This is a genomic window from Algorimicrobium algoritergicola, from assembly GCF_008086165.1.
In the GTDB taxonomy this organism is placed as follows: domain Bacteria; phylum Bacteroidota; class Bacteroidia; order Flavobacteriales; family Flavobacteriaceae; genus Algorimicrobium; species Algorimicrobium algoritergicola.
On record NZ_VSKL01000001.1, the window covers coordinates 334556 to 354754 of the forward strand.

General features: G+C 34.8%; 19 protein-coding genes. 12 read left to right on the forward strand and 7 right to left on the reverse strand.

All coding sequences use genetic code 11. From position 1 onward, the window contains the following. Positions 1-15 precede the first annotated feature (15 nt). Positions 16-2859, reverse strand: coding sequence for a WD40/YVTN/BNR-like repeat-containing protein (locus ES675_RS01665; RefSeq protein ID WP_066249592.1), 2844 nt, complete (start codon positions 2857-2859; stop codon positions 16-18). Between the two features lie 327 nt (positions 2860-3186). Here ES675_RS01665 and ES675_RS01670 point away from each other — a divergent pair, with 327 nt between their 5' ends. Then, a complete protein-coding gene (locus ES675_RS01670) occupies positions 3187-4479 on the forward strand; it encodes an aminopeptidase P family protein (RefSeq protein WP_066249587.1) in 1293 nt (430 codons plus the stop codon). Between the two features lie 118 nt (positions 4480-4597). On the opposite strand, the gene ES675_RS01675 is transcribed toward ES675_RS01670, so the two are convergent. The 5 genes from ES675_RS01675 to brnQ all read right to left on the reverse strand — a co-directional run bounded on the left by ES675_RS01675 (position 4598) and on the right by brnQ (position 8190). After that, on the reverse strand, positions 4598-5155 hold the full coding sequence (locus tag ES675_RS01675; RefSeq protein WP_066249583.1) for a carboxymuconolactone decarboxylase family protein: 558 nt from the start codon (positions 5153-5155) through the stop codon (positions 4598-4600). Between the two features lie 25 nt (positions 5156-5180). Then, positions 5181-5501 (reverse strand): thioredoxin, encoded by a 321-nt coding sequence (gene trxA, locus ES675_RS01680; RefSeq protein WP_066249580.1) that lies wholly within the window; start codon positions 5499-5501, stop codon positions 5181-5183. 25 nt (positions 5502-5526) lie between these two features. Beyond that, a complete protein-coding gene (locus ES675_RS01685) occupies positions 5527-5910 on the reverse strand; it encodes a DoxX family protein (RefSeq protein ID WP_066249577.1) in 384 nt (127 codons plus the stop codon). A 133-nt stretch (positions 5911-6043) separates the two neighbouring features. Beyond that, a complete protein-coding gene (locus ES675_RS01690; RefSeq protein WP_066249574.1) occupies positions 6044-6892 on the reverse strand; it encodes a helix-turn-helix domain-containing protein in 849 nt (282 codons plus the stop codon). A gap of 5 nt (positions 6893-6897) precedes the next feature. Next, positions 6898-8190, reverse strand: coding sequence for a branched-chain amino acid transport system II carrier protein (gene brnQ, locus ES675_RS01695; RefSeq protein ID WP_066249568.1), 1293 nt, complete (start codon positions 8188-8190; stop codon positions 6898-6900). Positions 8191-8266: 76 nt separating this feature from the next. On the opposite strand from brnQ, the gene ES675_RS01700 reads away from it, so the two are divergent. Both ES675_RS01700 and ES675_RS01705 read left to right on the forward strand, forming a co-directional pair. Beyond that, on the forward strand, positions 8267-9040 hold the full coding sequence (locus ES675_RS01700; RefSeq protein WP_066249562.1) for an alpha/beta fold hydrolase: 774 nt from the start codon (positions 8267-8269) through the stop codon (positions 9038-9040). 63 nt (positions 9041-9103) lie between these two features. Beyond that, positions 9104-9382, forward strand: coding sequence for a hypothetical protein (locus ES675_RS01705; RefSeq protein WP_066249559.1), 279 nt, complete (start codon positions 9104-9106; stop codon positions 9380-9382). Between the two features lie 13 nt (positions 9383-9395). Here ES675_RS01705 and thiL read toward each other — a convergent pair whose 3' ends face one another. Next, positions 9396-10445 carry a thiamine-phosphate kinase gene (gene thiL, locus ES675_RS01710; RefSeq protein ID WP_066249555.1) on the reverse strand — a complete coding sequence of 350 codons (1050 nt, stop codon included), beginning with the start codon at positions 10443-10445 and terminating at the stop codon, positions 9396-9398. A 318-nt stretch (positions 10446-10763) separates the two neighbouring features. Between thiL and ES675_RS01715 the strand changes: the two genes are divergently transcribed. The 9 genes from ES675_RS01715 (at position 10764) to sufD (ending at position 20128) form a co-directional block, all read left to right on the forward strand. Further along, on the forward strand, positions 10764-12251 hold the full coding sequence (locus ES675_RS01715; RefSeq protein ID WP_082985871.1) for a choice-of-anchor B family protein: 1488 nt from the start codon (positions 10764-10766) through the stop codon (positions 12249-12251). Between the two features lie 7 nt (positions 12252-12258). Next, positions 12259-13584, forward strand: a complete 1326-nt coding sequence (locus ES675_RS01720) for a hypothetical protein (protein WP_066249552.1) — start codon at positions 12259-12261, stop codon at positions 13582-13584. Beyond that, complete coding sequence (locus tag ES675_RS01725; RefSeq protein ID WP_066249547.1) at positions 13581-14351, forward strand: MbnP family protein; 771 nt, start codon at positions 13581-13583, stop codon at positions 14349-14351. Before ES675_RS01720 ends, ES675_RS01725 begins: the two co-directional genes overlap by 4 nt. A gap of 10 nt (positions 14352-14361) precedes the next feature. After that, on the forward strand, positions 14362-15432 hold the full coding sequence (locus ES675_RS01730) for a cytochrome-c peroxidase (RefSeq protein WP_066249541.1): 1071 nt from the start codon (positions 14362-14364) through the stop codon (positions 15430-15432). A 182-nt stretch (positions 15433-15614) separates the two neighbouring features. Beyond that, the gene (locus ES675_RS01735) at positions 15615-15944 is read left to right on the forward strand and encodes a HesB/IscA family protein (protein WP_066249539.1); all 330 of its coding nucleotides are present in this window, start codon (positions 15615-15617) and stop codon (positions 15942-15944) included. Positions 15945-15995: 51 nt separating this feature from the next. Next, complete coding sequence (gene sufB, locus ES675_RS01740) at positions 15996-17444, forward strand: Fe-S cluster assembly protein SufB (protein WP_066249534.1); 1449 nt, start codon at positions 15996-15998, stop codon at positions 17442-17444. A 32-nt stretch (positions 17445-17476) separates the two neighbouring features. Further along, positions 17477-17908, forward strand: coding sequence for a hypothetical protein (locus ES675_RS01745; RefSeq protein ID WP_066249530.1), 432 nt, complete (start codon positions 17477-17479; stop codon positions 17906-17908). 1 nt (position 17909) lies between these two features. Further along, positions 17910-18662, forward strand: coding sequence for a Fe-S cluster assembly ATPase SufC (sufC, locus tag ES675_RS01750; RefSeq protein ID WP_066249527.1), 753 nt, complete (start codon positions 17910-17912; stop codon positions 18660-18662). A 152-nt stretch (positions 18663-18814) separates the two neighbouring features. Then, positions 18815-20128: a Fe-S cluster assembly protein SufD gene (gene sufD / locus ES675_RS01755; protein ID WP_066249521.1), complete on the forward strand. Its 1314-nt coding sequence runs from the start codon at positions 18815-18817 to the stop codon at positions 20126-20128. Positions 20129-20199 lie beyond the last annotated feature (71 nt).

A 20199-nucleotide genomic window follows, 5' to 3' on the forward strand; every position in this document is an offset into this window, starting at 1 on the left:
CTTAAAATAGTATGCTTACTTAATTTCAAAATCAACAACTTCTCCTAATAACTGAACGCTATAAATACCTTTTGGTAAATAATATGTATCGTTTTGCGTTTTCGGAATATTTAAATCCGATTGTTGTTTCATTAGTGCTTTTCTGCCTTTTTCGGAAATCGACAAATCATAAGAAACATAATTGAAGCCTGCATCCAAATCAACAGGAATACGTTTCAAAACATCGTTATTTGCTGAACGGATTTCAATAGCGTGTTTTCCGGCATCCTTCACATAAACTTTAATACTAGTTTCTGGCACATAAGGCTCTAAATACTGACTCCAAGAACTTCCCCATCGTGAGGAATAACGCATAGATTCCATAGGAAATAGTGTTGCGTTTTTAGCTAATAACGTCGCATTCACATTTTGAAGCGGTTCAATATTCGCGGTATATAAACTCCGTCCATGAGTTCCTAAAATTAAATCGTTAGCTTCTGGGTGAATCACTAAATCGTGTACAGCAACCGCTGACAAACCATTTGAAAAGGCTTCCCAAGAATCACCTTGATTAAAGGATACATAAGCGCCATTATCAGTCCCAACATATAAAATGTTTTCGGCTTTTGGATCTTCTTTAATCACATTTACAGGAGACATGGGCATATTTGACGCGATGGATTTCCATGTTTTTCCATAGTCATTTGACATATATAAATAGGTGCTAAAATCATCCCAACGATAGCCATTGAGTGCTACATATACGCGTTCCTTTTTATGTTGAGATGCAATTACGCGTGTTACCCATAAATCTTTTGGAAAACTATTAGAAATCAATTCCCAAGTACCACCAGCATTTTTAGTTACTTGTACCAATCCATCATCACTTCCTGTATACAGTAATCCAAAATTAAATGGCGATTCACTAATACTTGATAAGGTTCCATACGCTACATTTCCTTTTTTACCGCCATTCGTTAAATCGGGACTGATGGCTTGCCAAGTTTCACCTTGATTCATAGAACGCATGAGTTTATTACCTCCTAAATACAAAATATCTTGATTATGTGGTGATAATAAAATAGGCGTTTGCCAGTTAAAACGATACGGGTTTTCGCCTAATTCATGCTTTGGCTGAATATAGGTTTGATCTTTGGTTTTTCGGTTTATTCTGTAATAATTACCAAATTGATACCCTGTAAAAACGATATTAGAATTTCTACTATCTATTTGAATTTGCATACCGTCTCCACCCATAAGTTCTTCCCATGGATATTGTCCATTTTGATGCCAACGTTTGCTTTCTCTAGCATTATGAGGACCAACCCAAACCCCATTATCCTGCAAACCACCATAAATATTGTATGGTTTTTCGTTATCGACATTAATGGCATAAAATTGTCCAACAGCATTCACATTTAGTTTTTCCCAGTTTTCGCCATCGTCATAACTAATATTTAATCCTCCATCATTCCCATCAATTAAATGGCCTGATTTTTTAGGATTAATCCATAACGCTTGATGATCGGCATGGACATTTTCGCGACTGATAGATGTGAATGTTTTCCCACCATCTTTCGATTTTAAAATGGGAACCCCTAATACATAAATCCCATTTGCATCCTGGGGATCCACACGAATTTCACCAAAATAATAACCATAACTAAAGTATAAACCTTCTAAATAATCGTCATGAGTTTTTTTCCATGTTTTCCCAGCATCTGTACTTTTGTAAACTTCAGCGCCAATTACTGGTGTATCAAATAACATGGCATTGGCATCCTCTAAATAATGCGCTAAATCTATGGGTTTTACTGTTCCAGTCCGCACGAGTTGCTTCACATTATCTGCACGATATTTTTCTTGAAAACCATTCGTTTTTAAATAATTATTCAGTTTTTTATCATCTATATCCAACAGCTGATCTACTGTCATGGTTTTAAAGTCATCCTTTGTTAAACCACGTATTTCGCTTTTTTCTTTTGAATCCGATCTATGAAATTGACTATCATGCAAGGCGTAAATTGTGTTTTCATCATAAACAGCTAACCCTATTCTACCAACGCCAATTCCCGTGGGGAAACCACTGGCTTCCGTTGATATTTTTTGCCATGTATTTCCAGCATCTTCACTTTTATAAATTGCTGAATTAGCACCATTTCCTGAAAAATTCCAAGCTTTTCGGTCTCGTGTCCAGGAGGAAGCAAACATCGTATTGAAATTATCTGGCACCTGTTGCACATCAATTATACCACTAGAATCATCAACAAATAAGGTCTGTTTCCATGTTTTACCACCATCCACAGTTTTATAGATTCCGCGTTCGTTATTAGACGAATACAAGTGACCAGTAGCGCCAACAATAACAGTATCTGGATTATCAGGATTTATTAAAATTCGACCAATATGATGCGAATCTGACAATCCAACATGCTCCCATGTTTTGCCATTATCAATAGATTTTAAAACACCAATTCCTGCATAACTAGAACGCGACGAATTATTTTCACCTGTACCAACCCAAATGGTTCTGGTTGACCAATGTACGGCAATATCACCCACATTTTGTGTATGGGCCGAATCTAAAATCGGCACAAAAGAGGCTCCGTTATTTACAGTATGCCAAACACCGCCAGAAGCATACGCCACATAAAACTCGATGGGATTTTCTGGATTCACATCCAAATCCGTTACACGACCACTCATAACTGTTGGTCCAATGTTAGTAAATGGGATATTTTTAACGAGCGATTGTTGTATTAAAACGTGTTTCTGATCTAATGATTTTTCTACTAAAGTAGACGACGTTGCAGGCTGCTGGCTAAAAGCAGTTGCACCCATTAGAACAAAACCAAGATTGATTAGCTGAAGGCATTTCATAAAAAGGAGTGGTTAGTTAATTAAAATTGAAAAATAAACATAAAGCGACTAGCATCAAAATTTGGTGTTAAAATTAACCAAAAGTGTTGTGATATTTCTCTTAACTATCTTGAAACATGTAACTTTGAATTAATCAAAATTAAACACATGAACCGAGCGCTCTAAAAACATTATCACCAAGGATAATTATTTTATTGCGAACACATGTGACAATTAAAAAACAATAAAAACGAACACATGAACCGAGCGCTCTAAAAACATTATCACCAAGGATAATTATTTTATTGCGAACACATGTGACAATTAAAAAACAATAAAAACGAACACATGAAATACCATCTTATAGACAATCAACTCTTTATTAAAAACAGAAAAAACTTTATGGCTCAAATGAAGCCCAATAGTTTAGCCGTTTTTAATTCGAATGACGTATATCCAATTGGTGCAGACAGTACCATTCCATTTCAACAAGATCGAAATATATTTTATTTAAGTGGTGTAGACCAAGAAGATAGCATCTTAGTCCTATTTCCAGACAGCCCAAATCCAAAGTATCGTGAAATGTTATTTGTTACGGAAACAAACGATCATATTGCTGTTTGGGAAGGTGAGAAACTAACCAAAGAAAAAGCATTAGGTACTTCGGGTATAAAAACTGTGTTTTGGCTTCAAGATTTTGAGAAAATTTTTAAAGAAGTTATGGCACAATGCGAAACGGTTTACATAAATACCAATGAGCATTATCGTGCTAATACAGAAACAGAAACGCGTGAAGACCGTTTTAATAAAAAATTAAAAGAGCAGTATCCCGCACATAGCGTAGCGAAAAGTAATCCTATATTACAACGTTTACGTTCTGTAAAAGATAAGATTGAATTGGACATCATGCAGCAAGCCTGTAATATTACAGAAAAAGGTTTCCGTCGTCTTTTAAATTTTGTGAAGCCAGGTGTTATGGAATATGAAATTGAAGCGGAGTTAATGCATGAATTTTTAAGAAATCGTTCTAAAGGATTTGCGTATACACCTATTGTGGCGTCTGGAAATAATGCCAATGTGTTACATTATATTGAGAATAATCAAGAATGTAAGGCTGGCGATTTAATTCTACTAGATGTAGGTGCAGAATACGCTAATTACTCGAGTGATATGACGAGAACTATTCCTGTTTCAGGAAAGTTTAACGACAGACAAAAAGAAGTTTATAACGCAGTAAATCATGTGAAAAAAGAAGCTGAAAAAATGTTAGTTCCTGGAACTATTTGGGCGGATTACCATGTGGAAGTTGGTAAATTAATGACGTCTGAACTTTTAAAATTAGGTTTATTAGACAAAGCCGATGTTCAAAATGAAAACCCTGACTGGCCAGCTTATAAAAAGTATTTCATGCATGGAACGTCTCACCATATTGGTTTAGACACGCATGATTATGGGTTACTTCATGAACCTATGACAGCAAACATGGTCTTTACAGTAGAACCTGGGATTTATATTCCAAAAGAAGGTTTTGGTATCCGTTTGGAAGATGATTTAGTGATTCAAGAATCTGGAGCACCGAAAAACTTAATGGGCAATATCCCTATTGAATTGGAAGAAATTGAAGATATTATGAATTCATAATTAGTTTCAAACGTTTATATACTAAAAGAAGGCGCTTTCATGAAAGCGCCTTCTTTGTATTTATAACCCACTCTATTTCCATCTGGCCAAAATAACATATCTTTTCGCTCGACTTATTTTAAACCGTAGTTGAAAACTTACCAGCTTCCACTTTTGGGAAATCGACAATTGTTTCAGCTATATGATTGACATAATTTGTTAATGTATTGGACACAACATTTAGTATAATTTCCATAACATCTTCATCGTTAAATCCAGCTGCTTTAAAGGTTTCTAAATCTTGCGTACTAATCTTTCCTTTATTATCAGTTACTTTTTTAGCAAACTGCAAAGCTACTTGTGTTTTAGAATCTGCCGACAATCCTTGACGGTTATTATCTATTTCTTCTCCACTTAAACCTTGCTTGGATCCTATAAAAGTATGTGCTGACAGACAATAATCACAACTGTTAGTTTCTGCAATAGCAAGTGCTAATTGCTCTCTAAATTGAGGCTGGAAATTTCCTTTTTCAGTTAATTGTCCAAATGCTAAATAGGTTTCTAAAGTGGCTGGTGAATTTCCCATAACTTTTAGAAGATTTGGTACCATTCCCATTTTATTTTTTACTTTATCAAAAAGCTCTTTTGATTTTCCAGTTGCTGTTTCTGGATTTAATGTTTCAATTCTTGTATTCATAATATTATATTTTAAAGTTTCTAATTTATACTGTTTGTATTTGGTTGATTTTCTCCCTTAAGTCTGTTTCTGTAAGCAATCCCGAATGTCTATCTATAACTTTTCCTTCATTGAAAAACACTAATGTTGGTATACTTCTAACATTAAATTGGGCAGCTAATTCACTATCCTGATCAACATTTACTTTCTTAATAACCACAATATCTTGCAACTCGGCGGCTAATTTGTTGACGATTGGCAATAATGTCTGACAAGGCCCACACCAATCCGCATAAAAATCTAATACAACATTTTTATTTGTTTCTATGGTGTTATTAAAGTCTGCTGTTTTTAATTGAATATCCATTTTGTATGTATTTAAGATTTTTAAATTATTTCAACTCTTTACTTTGAACTGCTAAACCTGCTAATGAGAAAAGTAAAGCAATATGAATCATGATATTCATCCAGTTACCAGAAGGAATATGTACTAATGCTAGTGCCATAAACATGATAAATGCTAAAAAGGCATACGCTTCAAATAATCTTCTGTTAGCAAATAATAAGATTCCTGCTACTAATTCTAAAGCCGCTAAAATAGCGCCAAGAGCATAGGTTCCTGTATCGCCTAAAAAGGCCAAACCACTACTTTTTAAAAAGTCTGCCATATTTTGAAGACCAACACCTCCTAAAAATCCTTCAATAAATTTTTCTACGCCTCCCCAAACAAATAATAATCCGAATCCGATGCGTATTAATAAGTTACCATTTTTCATAATCCTAATATTTAATGTGTTAATGATTGTTTTTTGTTACACTGCAAAGATGCGCACAATCATTCCCTAGAAAAATGGACAAAAGTTCCTAATGCTTGTAGAATAGCATTCAATAAGGCACTTAATAAGAATATTACTGGTTTTTGAAGTCTTTTTTATACTGAAGCGGAGACTGGGAAGTGGCTTTTGTAAAAAAGCGACTAAAATAAGCTGGATCATTAAACCCTAAACTGAAGGCTATTTGCTTAACAGATTCATCGGAATATATTAATTGACGTTTAGCTTCCAAAATAATACGTTTTTTAATTACATCACTCGGTGTGTCGGCACCTAATAATTGCAAATGTTTGGTCAATGATTTTGGTGATAATCCCAAACGTTTTGCATATTCTGTAACACTATGAAGCGTTTTAAAATTCTGTTCAACCAATAAGCTAAAATCTTTAAAGAGCTTGGTGTCTTCATCTGTTTTAATAATACCGGTCTCTTTTTTTATTCTGACTGCATTTACAATAAACTGTTTTAAATATGCCTGAAGCATATCATATTGCGCTGTTTCGTTATTTTGAAATTCTTCAATTAAGCCTTCTAAAATAATTTCTAATTTTAAAGATTCTTTTACTGAAGGTTTTACAAAAGGTGTTTCGTATATATTATTAAAAAGCACACCGTTGCAGGACACTTCTTTATCATGCGTTTGAATGCAGTAGAAATCTCGAACAAAAGTCAATTTGTAAGCTGACTTAATCTTTTCATGTTCAACTGAAAAAACTTGTCCAGGTGTCAAAAAGAAAAGCACTTCACCATCAAATTCATAGGTGTTAAAATCTATGTTATAAGACCCCTTTCCATCCTTAATCCAATACATATTATAGGCATGAACTTGCTCTGGTTTATTGACAACACACGCTTTTTCAAAAGCAACTATACTTAAGGAGAAAATATCTTGATAATTATAGGATATGATGTCTTGTAAAGCCATGATTTTTAATTCGCTAATCTTTTAGTCGTGAAATTTTTAAAATTTAACAAGAGAAATACAATTAAAGCTGGCAACACCCAACCCAAACTATGATTTGCTAACGGAATACTATTCAAGACACCTTGTAAATTATCTACAGGGATTAAAAACTTTAAAAAATCGGGAATACTGAAAATAAATGTGACCAATACAACGGCTTTAAAAACAGTTTCAGAAGCAAATTTTTGTGGCAACACATTCAACAGAATCAACACAATAGTAATAGGGTAAATAAACATAAGTGCTGGCAACGCGATATCAATAATAAAGGCCACATTATAACTCCCAACAATAACACCTATTACGGATGATAAAATAGCAGTTATAGTATATGCTTTTCGCGAATCCTGGAATAAGCCACTGACATAATCAGATGCGCCCGTTATAATACCAACGGCAGTTGTAAAACATGCCAAAGCGACTAAAACACTCAAAAAAGTGGTTCCTATATTACCTAAAGTTATCTGACTTAAATTGGTTAAAACTTCCGTTCGGGTTGCATTTTCCGGAAAACTAGCTTGCAACAAATACCCACAGATTATAAGGCCGGCATAAATGATGAATAGTCCGAAGCCTGCAATGAATCCAGCTTGAGAGATTAGTTTTTTCTTTTCTTCAAAAGTACCTTCTCCATACGTTTTTAAAGACAACACAATAACAGCACCAACCACAACACCAGCAATAGCATCGAATGTTTGATAGCCTTCAAAAATTCCTGATGTTATTAGCGCAAATGGTGAACTAACAGCCGTAGTAACTGTTTCTGATGAGCCGCCATAAATTCCTAAACCAATTATGATTAATAATATGATAACAATTAGAGGCGTTAAATATTTACCAATTAAACTTAAGAGGCGCGAGCGATTCATAACAAACAGAAAAACGAATGCGAAATAAATACAGCTTGTTAGTAAAGCAGGCGAATCAAAAAATGGTGCGATTGCCATTTCATGTGTTACAGAAGCTGTTCGTGGCGCAGGCAACGCAACGGCAATAGCATACATAAACACACAATAAACCGCACTAAAAATAGGTGATACTTTTTTGCCAAAATCGAACATAGTGCCTTGCAATCTAGCGTGCGCATATATTCCTAAAATAGGGATTATAACAGCTGTTAAAGCAAAACCAAAAGCCACCAAGTACCAATTACCTCCAGCTTGCACGCCTAAATATGGCGGTAAAATTAAGTTACCTGCTCCAAAAAATAGTGAGAAAAGTGCAAAAGCAACAATCAGTGTTTGTTTGGTTTTATTCATATAATTTCTGAAAAACAAAAATGGTTTATTCTATAAATATTTAAACTCTGCTATCTTTGTCCAAGATACTTTAAAAATGATATTAGACTATAAAGGTACTCCTGTTTTTTATTCCGACCAAGGCAAAGGAACACCAATCGTTTTGCTTCATGGGTTTTTAGAAAACAGCACGATGTGGGAACGCTTAACACTTGAACTTATCCAGACCAATCGGGTAATTGCCATTGATTTATTAGGACATGGTAAAACGGGTTGTTTGGGATATATTCATAGCATGGAACTGATGGCAGAAATGATTCATGCGGTTTTAGTTCATTTAAAAATTGATAAAAGTATTTTTATTGGTCATTCCATGGGTGGCTATGTGGCATTAGCTTTCGCTGAAAAATTCCCCACTATGATATTGCGATTATGTTTAGCGAATAGTACGGCAAAGGCAGATAGCACTGAACGAAAAATAAATAGAACACGTGCTGTAAAAGCGGTTAAGCAAAACCAAAGAGCTTTTGTTAGTATGGCTGTTACTAATTTATTCGCTTTAAAAAATCAGTCTTTACTTACTGAGGAAATTTCTCATGTCAAAAAAGAAGCATTAAAAACACAGCAACAAGGTATAATAGCTGCTCTGGAAGGCATGAAAATTAGAGCAGACCGAACTGATATTCTCAAAAAGGCTATATTTCCTAAATTACTAATTATTGGTCGTAATGATACGGTTATTCCATGTGATGATCTTGTAAAGGAAGCCGAAGAGACAAATACTAATTTTGTCATTTTTCCTGATGGACACATGAGTTATATTGAAAATGAAAGTTTATTCCTACATGAAATTGTGCATTTCATCGAATAATTAGTGATTTTAACGGTTAAAGTGTTTTTTTTGATAGCTTTATGGAACCCAAAACCAAAAAGAATGAAACCTACTAATCAAAAAATCGCTTTCATACCAAAATTATATTGCAATATTTTTGGTCATGATTTTCACGTTTCCCGAAAAGTAACTTTACACGTTAAAGAGTATCAATGTAAACATTGTAAAAAGCAAGCCACAACTAATGGGAATGGCAAGCTAACTGCACTGACTCCAAAATTTATGGAAATCAACACTATTCTTGAACACATGTATTCACGTCGTGCTCTGCGATTAGCCTCGAGCAACTATGCAGACAATACCTTACGAGTAACGGGCTAAAATATAAAATAACTTATTCTTCATTAAAGCTCTTCCAACCTTGAGCTTTTAGTGGGATTTTAGTTTCCGCACGCGTAACTAAATGCATGCCAGCACCGGCTTCTTGCATAAAACCTATGACACTAAAATTAGGATTTGCTTGTATTTTAGGGAAATCTTCTTGCGAAATGGTAAACAATAATTCATAATCTTCACCGCCATTTAAAGCAACAGTTGTGCTATCTATATTGAATTCTTCGCAGGAAGAAATGACTTGAGGATCTAGAGGAATTTTGTCTTCATATAAATCACAACCTACTTCACTGTGTTTACATAAATGTAGTATTTCAGATGATAACCCATCGCTGATATCAATCATAGACGTTGGTTTGACATCTAACTCCTTTAATAAAGTAATAATATCTTTACGCGCTTCTGGCTTTAATTGTCTTTCAACAATATAAGTATATTGGTCTAAATCAGGCTGACTGTTTGGATTTACTTTAAACACTGCTTTCTCGCGTTCTAAAATTTGTAATCCCATATAAGCACCACCTAAATCTCCTGAAACCACTAATAAATCATTCGGTTTTGCGCCACTTCTGTAAACGGCTTCACCTTTAGCAACTTCACCAATTGCGGTAACGGAAATTAATAAACCAGACGTCGAGGATGTCGTATCACCTCCAACTACATCCACACCATATATGCTGGCTGCGGTATGAATTCCATCATATAGTTCTTCTAAAGCTTCTAGAGGAAATCTATTAGAAACCGCAATGGAAACCGTGACTTGTGTTGCCATAGCATTCATAGCATAAATATCCGATAAATTCACCATAATGGCTTTGTAACCTAAATGCTTTAGAGGCATATAACTTAAATCGAAATGCACACCTTCCACCAATAAATCGGTAGAAACAACGGCTTGTTTTTTACCAAAATCTAAAACAGCTGCATCATCACCTATACTTTTAATAGTTGATTTTTGAGTAATTTTAAAATTCGATGTCAAATGATCTATTAGAGCAAATTCGCCTAAATTCTCTAATTGGGTGCGTTGTTGATTTTTATCTTCTATCATGATGCAAAAATAAGAAGCTTGGAGTTATTTGTAGGCATGATAATCTAAAAAATTAAGATGACCGTTAATTACAAGATTCATTTTAACATAAATAAAAGACCAATGACAAGTATTTTTCTAAATAATCCATTAATTTTGTTCCGATTAGCTAAATAAATTATGTTAAATACCAAGTTAATTCAATTTAAACTACGACTTATATATTATATTTTTATTTAAAGACTCGGTCTTAATCGAGGCAATAAAATAGCATATAAATCGTTTATTACTAAAAAACTATGCGTTGTTTAAAACCCTTAAACCGCAACAAAAAAGCCTATGAAACACCCTTTTAAATCCCCCTTAACTATCAAGCTTTTATTTATTTGTGTTGTTGTTTTCTCAACACTACAAGCTTGCGATGATGAACTTGTAGATCCAATTGTTATTGTGGATACCGATAATGATGGTATTCCCGACAGTGAAGATAACTGTCCTGAACTATCAAATCCAAATCAAGAAGATGCCAATAATAATGGAATTGGTGATGCCTGTGAATCAATTACAATCATAGACACAGATAATGATGGTATTCCGGACAGTGAAGATAACTGTCCAACAATAGCCAATCCAAATCAGGAGGATGATGATAATGATGGTATTGGAAATGCTTGTCAAGACACGCCTGCCACTACGCCATTATTCCCTTGTGAAAATGGTATGGCTGGACCTTACCCATGTAATGGATATGATTTAATGAGCCATATTCCCATTAATATTATAGGTGAACCAAATGCCGAAGGTAACGACTCTTGGGGCTGGACAGATAGCACAACAGGCAATGAATATGCCCTTGTTGGCACCACACAAGGAACAGCATTTATAGATGTTACTGACCCATTAAACCCAATATTTTTAGGTCGCTTAGCATCCGTTAATCCGGGTGACAGAGGCAATATTTGGCGCGATGTAAAAGTGTATAATGACTATGCTTTTATTGTTAGTGAAGCTAGTGGTTATGGTATGCAAGTATTTGATTTAGGTCGATTACGTAATGTGGCAAATCCGCCAGAGACGTTTACAGCTGACACACATTACACAGGTTTTGGAAGTGCTCATAATATTGTTATTAATGAAGATTCTGGTTATGCCTACATTGTAGGAACTAGCCGAAGTGGAACGTATGCTGGAGGCCCTTTATTTATTAATATTCAGAACCCGTTAAGCCCTGTGGAAGAAGGTGGCTTTTTTGGATATTCTCATGATGCACAAGTTCTAAACTACAATGGTCCTGATTCTGATTATAACGGTCAAGAAATTTTAATTGGAAGTAATGAAACCGAAGTTGTAATAGTTAATGTAACTGATAAAGCAAATCCGCAAATTATTTCTACCATTGACTATACCAATATTGGATATACACATCAAGGTTGGTTTACGGATGATTTGCAATATTTCATTCTGGGAGATGAAACTGACGAACAAAGTTTTGGTGGTAATACACGAACCATTGTCTTCGATTTTACCGATTTAGACAATCCCCTTTTTCACATGGATTACTATGGACCAACAGCTGCAATTGACCATAATGGCTATGTAAAGGGCGATACATTTTATATTGCTAATTATACAGCAGGCGTTCGATTTGTAGATATTTCCGGCATTGGTAGTAGCAATATGACTGAAGTTGGGTTCTTTGATTCTTATCCAGCGAATAATAGCACCAGTTTCCATGGTGCGTGGAACGTATACCCTTATTTTGCTAGTGGAAATATTATTATTAGCGATATTGAAGGCGGCTTATTTATAGTAAGAAAGCAAAATTAAATTCACCTTGAAACTAAAAATATTAAGTTTTTTAACAACACTATTCATACTGGGTTGTTCATCAGATAATGATGCAACTCCAGAAGGTGCTGTTGACTCCACAACAACCGTAACAACATTAGGTGGATCTAAAAATGAAAGTGGTCAATCCATTATCAAAACAATGGATGGCGGTTATGCTATTTTAGGTTTTACTCAAAGTTCGGATGGCGATGTTGCCGATAAAACGAATGAAAGTTATGATTATTGGGTGCTAAAATTTAATGCGAATCATGACATGCAATGGTCCAAAACTTATGGCGGATCGGGTGATGATCGCGGTGAAGAAATAGTTCAGACATCAGATGGCGGTTTTGCTATTCTAGGCTACAGTGATAGTAATGATGGCGATGTAACCAGCAATGCAGGGGCACAAGATTACTGGTTGGCAAAACTAGATTCTAACGGAAATTTATTGTGGCAAAAATCCTATGGTTATTTAGGAGCTGATCGTGGTAAATCTATATTAGTAACTCATGATGGTGGCTTTTTTATTACCGGTATTTTGGATGTTACAGCATCAGGTGGCGCTGGAAATACTAAAAACGCAAGTTTTAAACACGCAGGTGGTGATTATTGGGCTTTAAAATTGAACAGTGAAGGCACCATTGAATGGAGCAAATACTACGGCGGAAGCTTTACCGATTCTCCTTTTGATGCCATTCAAACGGATGAAGGTGATTACATAATTGTTGGATCCTCTGATAGTGATGATGTCGACATTGCCAATAATATTGGTGATTATGATTTTTGGGTCATAAAAATATCCAATTCAGGAACCATTATCTGGGAAGAAAATTTTGGAGGCACACAAATAGATGAAGCGCGCAGTATAGTTGATTCTGGCGATGGTAATTATCTCATTATTGGTGATACACGTAGTAATGATGTTCAAATTTCAAATAATTTGGGCGCAGCGGATTTATGGCTCATAAAAATATCACCCTCAGGAAATCTTATTTGGGAAAAAACGCTTGGCGGAAGTGATTTTGATGCTGGACTATCCATTAAAAAAGGAACTAGTTCTGGTTTTATAATATCAGGAAGTTCTAGAAGTGCCGACGGCAATTTGTTCAGCAATAAAGGTCAAAATGATGCTTGGTTATTAAAAATTGATGCTAATGGTACAATTATCAAGCAAGAATCCGTTGGTGGTTCAGCTATTGATTTTTGTTTAAGTGCAATTGAATTAGAAGATAACACGATAATTGGCGTTGGGAAATCCGGTAGTTCAGATGGTGATATATTAGAAAATAAAGGGTTTACAGACTTACTAATAATTAGAACAAAATGAAAAAAATAGTATCAATAATAATGTTAGCTTTCGTTATTTTTTCCTGTGGTGAAGATAATGATGACCTCCTAGCTCCTGTGCAAACCAAAGCAGCTATTACATTTAATTTCACCCATAATTGGGATACCACTACTATAAATAGCAGTAATCTTCAAACAGAAACCGTTACCAACGCTCATGGTGAAATTATGAACATGACCAGGTTACGTTATTTGGTATCACGATTCGAATTAACAAATCAAAACGGAGAAATATATAGCTTTAATGGGTATAAGTTTACTGATTTATCAAATGAAACAACTTATAATTTCTCACCTGATAATAACATAATCCCAATTGGAACTTACACCCTAAAATTTATTTGGGGCTTTAATGAAACAGATAATATAGATGGTGCCTATCCCGATTTAAACAGTGCATCTTGGAATTGGCCAGAAATGCTAGGTGGAGGTTACCACTTTATGCAGTTTGACGGTATGTACAATGTAAATACAGCGCCAATGCCATATAATTTTCACAATGGTACAGCACGTGTAAGCGCAGATGTTTTTGAGCAAAATTTTGCCGAAATAATACTGCCAACAGAAATTACCATAACTAACAACGCTACCATTGAGGTAAAAATGAATATTGCTGAATTTTTCGAAAACCCTAACACCTGGGATTTAAATGCTCTTGACACCTCATTAATGCCAAATTATGACGCTCAAAAAATGATGCAAGCCAATGTTTCGACCGTGTTTTCTATTGGAAACATCACGCATTAAAATATTTTAAATGAAGACAGCATTAACATATACACTTTTAATTTTATGTATTTTTATTACGGCTTGTAGTAAAGATGATTCAGAAGAATATGTTAATAAGCCAACGGCTCAACCTTTGGATATTCCGCCATTATTTGCGCAATTTATTATTAACCCTGTAATTCCCATTGATAATCCGCAAACCTTAGAAGGTATTGCCCTTGGTAAAAAATTATTTTTTGATCCCTTACTGTCTGCTAATAATACTCAAGCATGTGCAACGTGCCACAGTCCACAAAATGCCTTTTCAGATAATTCTCAATTTAGTATAGGTATTGACGGCATTCTTGGTAACAGAAATTCCATGCCACTATTTAATTTGGCTTGGAATTATGATGAAAAATTCTTTTGGGATGGTCGCGTATTCAGTTTGGAGCATCAAGCGTTAGTCCCTGTGGAGGATCCTGTAGAAATGCATAATACATGGGAAACTGTAATTTCACGATTACAACAACATCCAGAATATCCAAATCTATTTAATAGTGCATTTGGTGATGGTATGATTACCAAAGAAAAAGCCACCAAGGCACTAGCGCAATTTGAACGTACGCTTATTTCGGCCAATTCAAAATTTGACAATTATTTGTTAGGCGAAGCTACGTTAACACCGCAAGAAACCAATGGTTTAAATGTGTTTATGGATGAAACCCGAGGCGATTGCTTTCACTGCCATGGCAACCCCAACAATCCGCTATGGACCGATAATATGTTTCATAATAACGGTTTGGATGCAACCATAACCGATTTGGGACTTGGAGCCGTAACAGGAGACCCCGCTGATAACGGCAAATTCAAATCGCCATCCCTTCGTAATTTAGCATACACAGCCCCATTTATGCACGATGGTCGTTTTGCAACTTTAGACGATGTTATCAATCATTATAGTGAAGGCTTGCAAAATTCACCAACCATTGATCCGCTGATGAAAAAAGTAGCACAAGGTGGTGTGCAGCTTTCTACTCAAGACAAAGCGGATTTAAAAATATTTTTACTGACTCTATCAGATGCATCCTTTATTAATAATCCAGAGTTTCAAAATTAACTTCCTATAGAAATTACCATTTAAATCACGTATTCTTTTCAAGATTATCCAATAGAAAATCAGGATAATTTTGCATAATTTTTATCTATGCATCTATCTGTTAATATCATGTTAGGTTATATGGTAATCCATGACATATATTGTATATTTGCATACTATTTAGAGTTAATCTAATTAAGACTATGATAAAAGTATCTGAAACAGCAAAAAAGAAGGTCGTTCAATTAATGACGGAAGATGGCTATAATGCGGTAACCGACTACGTGCGCGTTGGTGTGAAAAGTGGTGGCTGCTCTGGTTTGTCTTACGATTTAAAATTTGACAAAGACCAAATAGATGGTGATAAAGTTTTTGAAGATAATGGTGTAAAAATCATTATTGATAAAAAAAGCTTTTTGTACCTCATTGGAACTACCCTAGAGTATTCTGGCGGATTGAATGGTACTGGTTTTGTTTTTAATAATCCCAATGCAAATAGAACGTGTGGTTGTGGTGAAAGTTTTTCACTGTAATAATCCCATCCTAACCTTCTCAAGTGGAAGGAATAAAAAAAGAAAATACACATGAGTAAATATACAGAGGACGATTTAAGAGAAGAATTAAAAACCAAGGAATACGAATACGGTTTCTACACAGATATCCAATCCGATACCTTTCCTATTGGTTTAAATGAAGATGTTGTTCGTGCTATTTCAAAACGAAAAGAAGAACCTGAATGGATGACGGAATGGCGGTTAGAAGCCTTTCGCGTTTGGCAAGACATGATAGAACCTGAATGGGCTAACGTTCATTATCAGAAACCCGATTTTCAAGCCATATCCTACTATTCTGCTCCCAATAGCAAACCTAAATATGAAAGTTTAGATGAAGTGGATCCGGAATTACTGGAAACCTTTAAAAAATTAGGTATCTCTATTGATGAGCAAAAAAAAATAGCTAATGTAGCTATGGATGTTGTTATAGATTCCGTTTCGGTAGCAACAACCTTCAAGAAAACATTAGGTGAAAAAGGGATTATTTTTATGAGTATTTCTGAAGCTATTCAAAAGCATCCAGAATTAGTCAGAAAACATTTAGGAACCGTTGTTCCACAAAAAGATAATTTTTATGCCGCTTTAAATTCAGCCGTATTTAGTGATGGTTCTTTCTGTTATATTCCAAAAGGCGTTCGTTGTCCAATGGAATTATCAACATATTTCAGAATAAATCAAGCTGGAACTGGTCAGTTTGAAAGAACATTGGTTATTGCAGACGAAGGTAGTTATGTAAGTTACCTAGAAGGTTGTACAGCACCAAGTCGTGATGAAAACCAACTTCATGCAGCCGTTGTAGAATTAATTGCATTGGATGATGCTGAAATAAAATATTCAACCGTTCAAAACTGGTATCCAGGAAATGCGGAAGGTAAAGGTGGTGTTTTTAACTTTGTAACCAAACGTGGTATTTGCGAGAAAAACGCTAAAATATCATGGACACAAGTTGAAACAGGATCGGCTGTAACATGGAAATATCCAAGTTGTATTTTAAAAGGTGATAATTCTGTAGGTGAGTTTTACTCCATAGCAGTAACAAACAATCATCAACAAGCGGATACGGGAACCAAGATGATTCATTTAGGAAAGAATACCAAGTCAACTATTATTTCTAAAGGTATTTCTGCTGGAAAATCACAAAACTCATATAGAGGTTTAGTTCAAATTAGCTCACGTGCAGAAAATGCGCGAAACTTTTCACAATGTGATAGTTTATTAATGGGTAATGAATGTGGCGCACATACCTTCCCATATATTGAAGCTAAAAATAAAACGGCCATTATAGAACACGAAGCAACCACGAGTAAAATTGGTGAAGACCAAATATTTTATTGCAACCAACGTGGTATTGACACTGAAAAAGCCATTGCACTTATTGTAAATGGTTTTAGTAAAGAGGTGTTAAATAAACTTCCAATGGAATTTGCTGTAGAAGCTCAAAAACTGCTGGAAATTAGTTTAGAAGGTTCCGTGGGATAAAATCAAATAATCAATCTTTTTAGTGATATTTTATGAAAAAACTAGCCACACTTTTAATAGTATCTATTGTTTTTATTAGTTGTAAAAATGATAGTAAAACTGAAGAAACCATAATAGAAACAGAAGCTATTGATATGGATAGCCCAAATCGCACGAAAAAACAAAGCGATGGACTAACCTTATTAAAAGGCGAATTTGTTTACTATTCAGATGCAGCTGTATTACAAACGCATCGCGAAGTTTATGGCGTTGTTATGGACGATAAAATGATGGAACTTAATAAGATGGCAGAAGCTTATAAAAAAGAACCAACAGATTACACCACAGTTTCCATCCGTGGAAAAGTAGTGCCAAAACCAGAAAACGAAGAAGGCTGGCCTTTTCGTGTAGAAATAAAAGAAATTTTAAGTGTTTCAGCTTCAAACCCTGAAACCAATAATGTAGTAAAATTGGAATCCAAATAACATGTTAAAAATAACTAATTTACACGCAAGTGTTAACGATAAAGCCATTTTAAGAGGCATCAATTTAGAAGTAAACCCAGGTGAAGTTCACGCTATTATGGGTCCTAACGGATCTGGTAAAAGTACGCTAGCTTCTGTAATTGCGGGAAAAGAAGAATACGAAGTAACTGATGGTACCATCTCTTTAGGAGATGTTGTCATTGATGATTTAGCAGCTGAAGAGCGCGCTCATAAAGGTATTTTCTTATCCTTTCAATATCCTATTGAAATTCCAGGTGTTTCCGTTACCAATTTCATTAAAACGGCAATAAACGAAACACGTAAAGCGAAAGGTCTTGCAGATATGCCTGCCAAAGAGATGTTGAAATTAATTCGTGAGAAAGCAGAAATGCTAGAAATTGATAGAAAATTTTTATCACGTTCATTAAATGAAGGGTTTTCTGGTGGTGAGAAAAAACGTAATGAAATTTTTCAAATGGCTATGCTAGAACCTAAATTGGCTATTTTAGATGAAACCGATTCAGGACTAGATATTGACGCCTTACGTATTGTTGCTAATGGTGTAAACAAACTTAAGAGTAAGGATAATGCTGTAATAGTTATTACGCATTACCAACGTTTATTGGATCATATTGTTCCAGATTTTGTTCATGTTTTACACGAAGGTCGTATTGTAAAAACAGGCGGAAAAGAATTAGCACATGAGCTTGAAGAAAAAGGTTACGACTGGATTAAGGAAGAAGTAAACGCATAAATTAGTTTGCAGTGTTCAATTGCAGTTTGCTAATGCATACTCAAACTGATCACGCCCATTAAAACGCTTTACAATTATAAAATAGCAAACAGCCTTCTTTAGTAAGTTTAGGATTATTTGAAACTGAAAAAGAAAACTGAAAACTGAATTACATGGAATTAAAAGATAAATTAGTATCCTCATTTATGGTATTGGAAGATCGGATTGATATCGATTCACCAGTGCATGATATTAGAAGTGAAGCAATAAAAACATTTGAAACTAACGGATTTCCTGGCAAAAAGGATGAAGATTGGAAATATACCTCGTTAAAAAGTGTCTTAAAGCATGATTATAGCGTATTCCCAAAACAGGAAAATGCATTAGATTATCAGGATGTTAAAAAGTATTTTATCCATGATATTGACACCTATAAAATTGTTTTTGTCGACGGAAAATATTCGTCGTATTTATCAGAAACAACACACGAAGGTATTGATGTTTGCCTCATGTCATCAGCTTTAAATAAGCCAAAATATCGCTTAATTATTGAAAATTATTTCAATAAAATAGCAACTAAAGATAGTGTTACCTCTTTGAATACAGCCTTTTCGCAAGAAGGTGCTTATATTCATATTCCAAAAAATAAATTGGTTGCAAAACCTATTCAGATTATTCATTTTGCTACAGGCAACGAATCGGCTTTAATGTTACAGCCTCGAAATTTAATTGTGGTGGATGAAAATTCACATGTACAAATTATTGAGCGCCATCAAAGTTTAACAAAAAACCCTGTTTTAACCAATAGCGTTACCGAAATTCATGCCAACAAACGTGCTATTGTTGATTATTATAAAATTCAAAATGACAATGATTATGCATCATTAATTGATAGTACTTTTATCAATCAGAAGCGCGAAAGTCATGCCTCAGTACACACCTTTTCGTTTGGCGGGAAATTAACACGTAACAACCTGAATTTTTATCAAAATGGTGAGCGTATTGATTCTACACTAAAAGGCATTACAATTATTGGCAACAAACAGCATGTAGATCATAACACATTGGTACATCATATTGAGCCAAATTGCGAAAGTCACCAAGATTATAAAGGTATTTTTGCAGATAGTTCTACAGGTGTTTTTAACGGAAAAGTGCTTGTCGATAAAGAAGCTCAAAAAACCAATGCGTTTCAAGCAAACAACAATATTTTGCTGAGTGATAAAGCCAGTATCAACACCAAACCACAATTAGAAATTTTTGCTGACGATGTCAAATGTTCACACGGTTGTACTATTGGGCAATTGGATGAAAGCGCTATGTTTTACATGCGTTCTCGTGGAATTCCCGAAAAGGAAGCCAAAGCATTACTTATGTTTGCGTTTAGTAACAACGTAATGAGTTCGGTGAAAATTCCTGAAATAAAAGAACGTATCACCAAAATTATTGCCAATAAATTAGGCGTAAATATTGGTTTCGATTTGTAGTTAAAATAAAATCTAAAATTACGAATAATGGGAAATAAGTTTTTTTTGAAGCTATTTCCCGCTATTCGCTA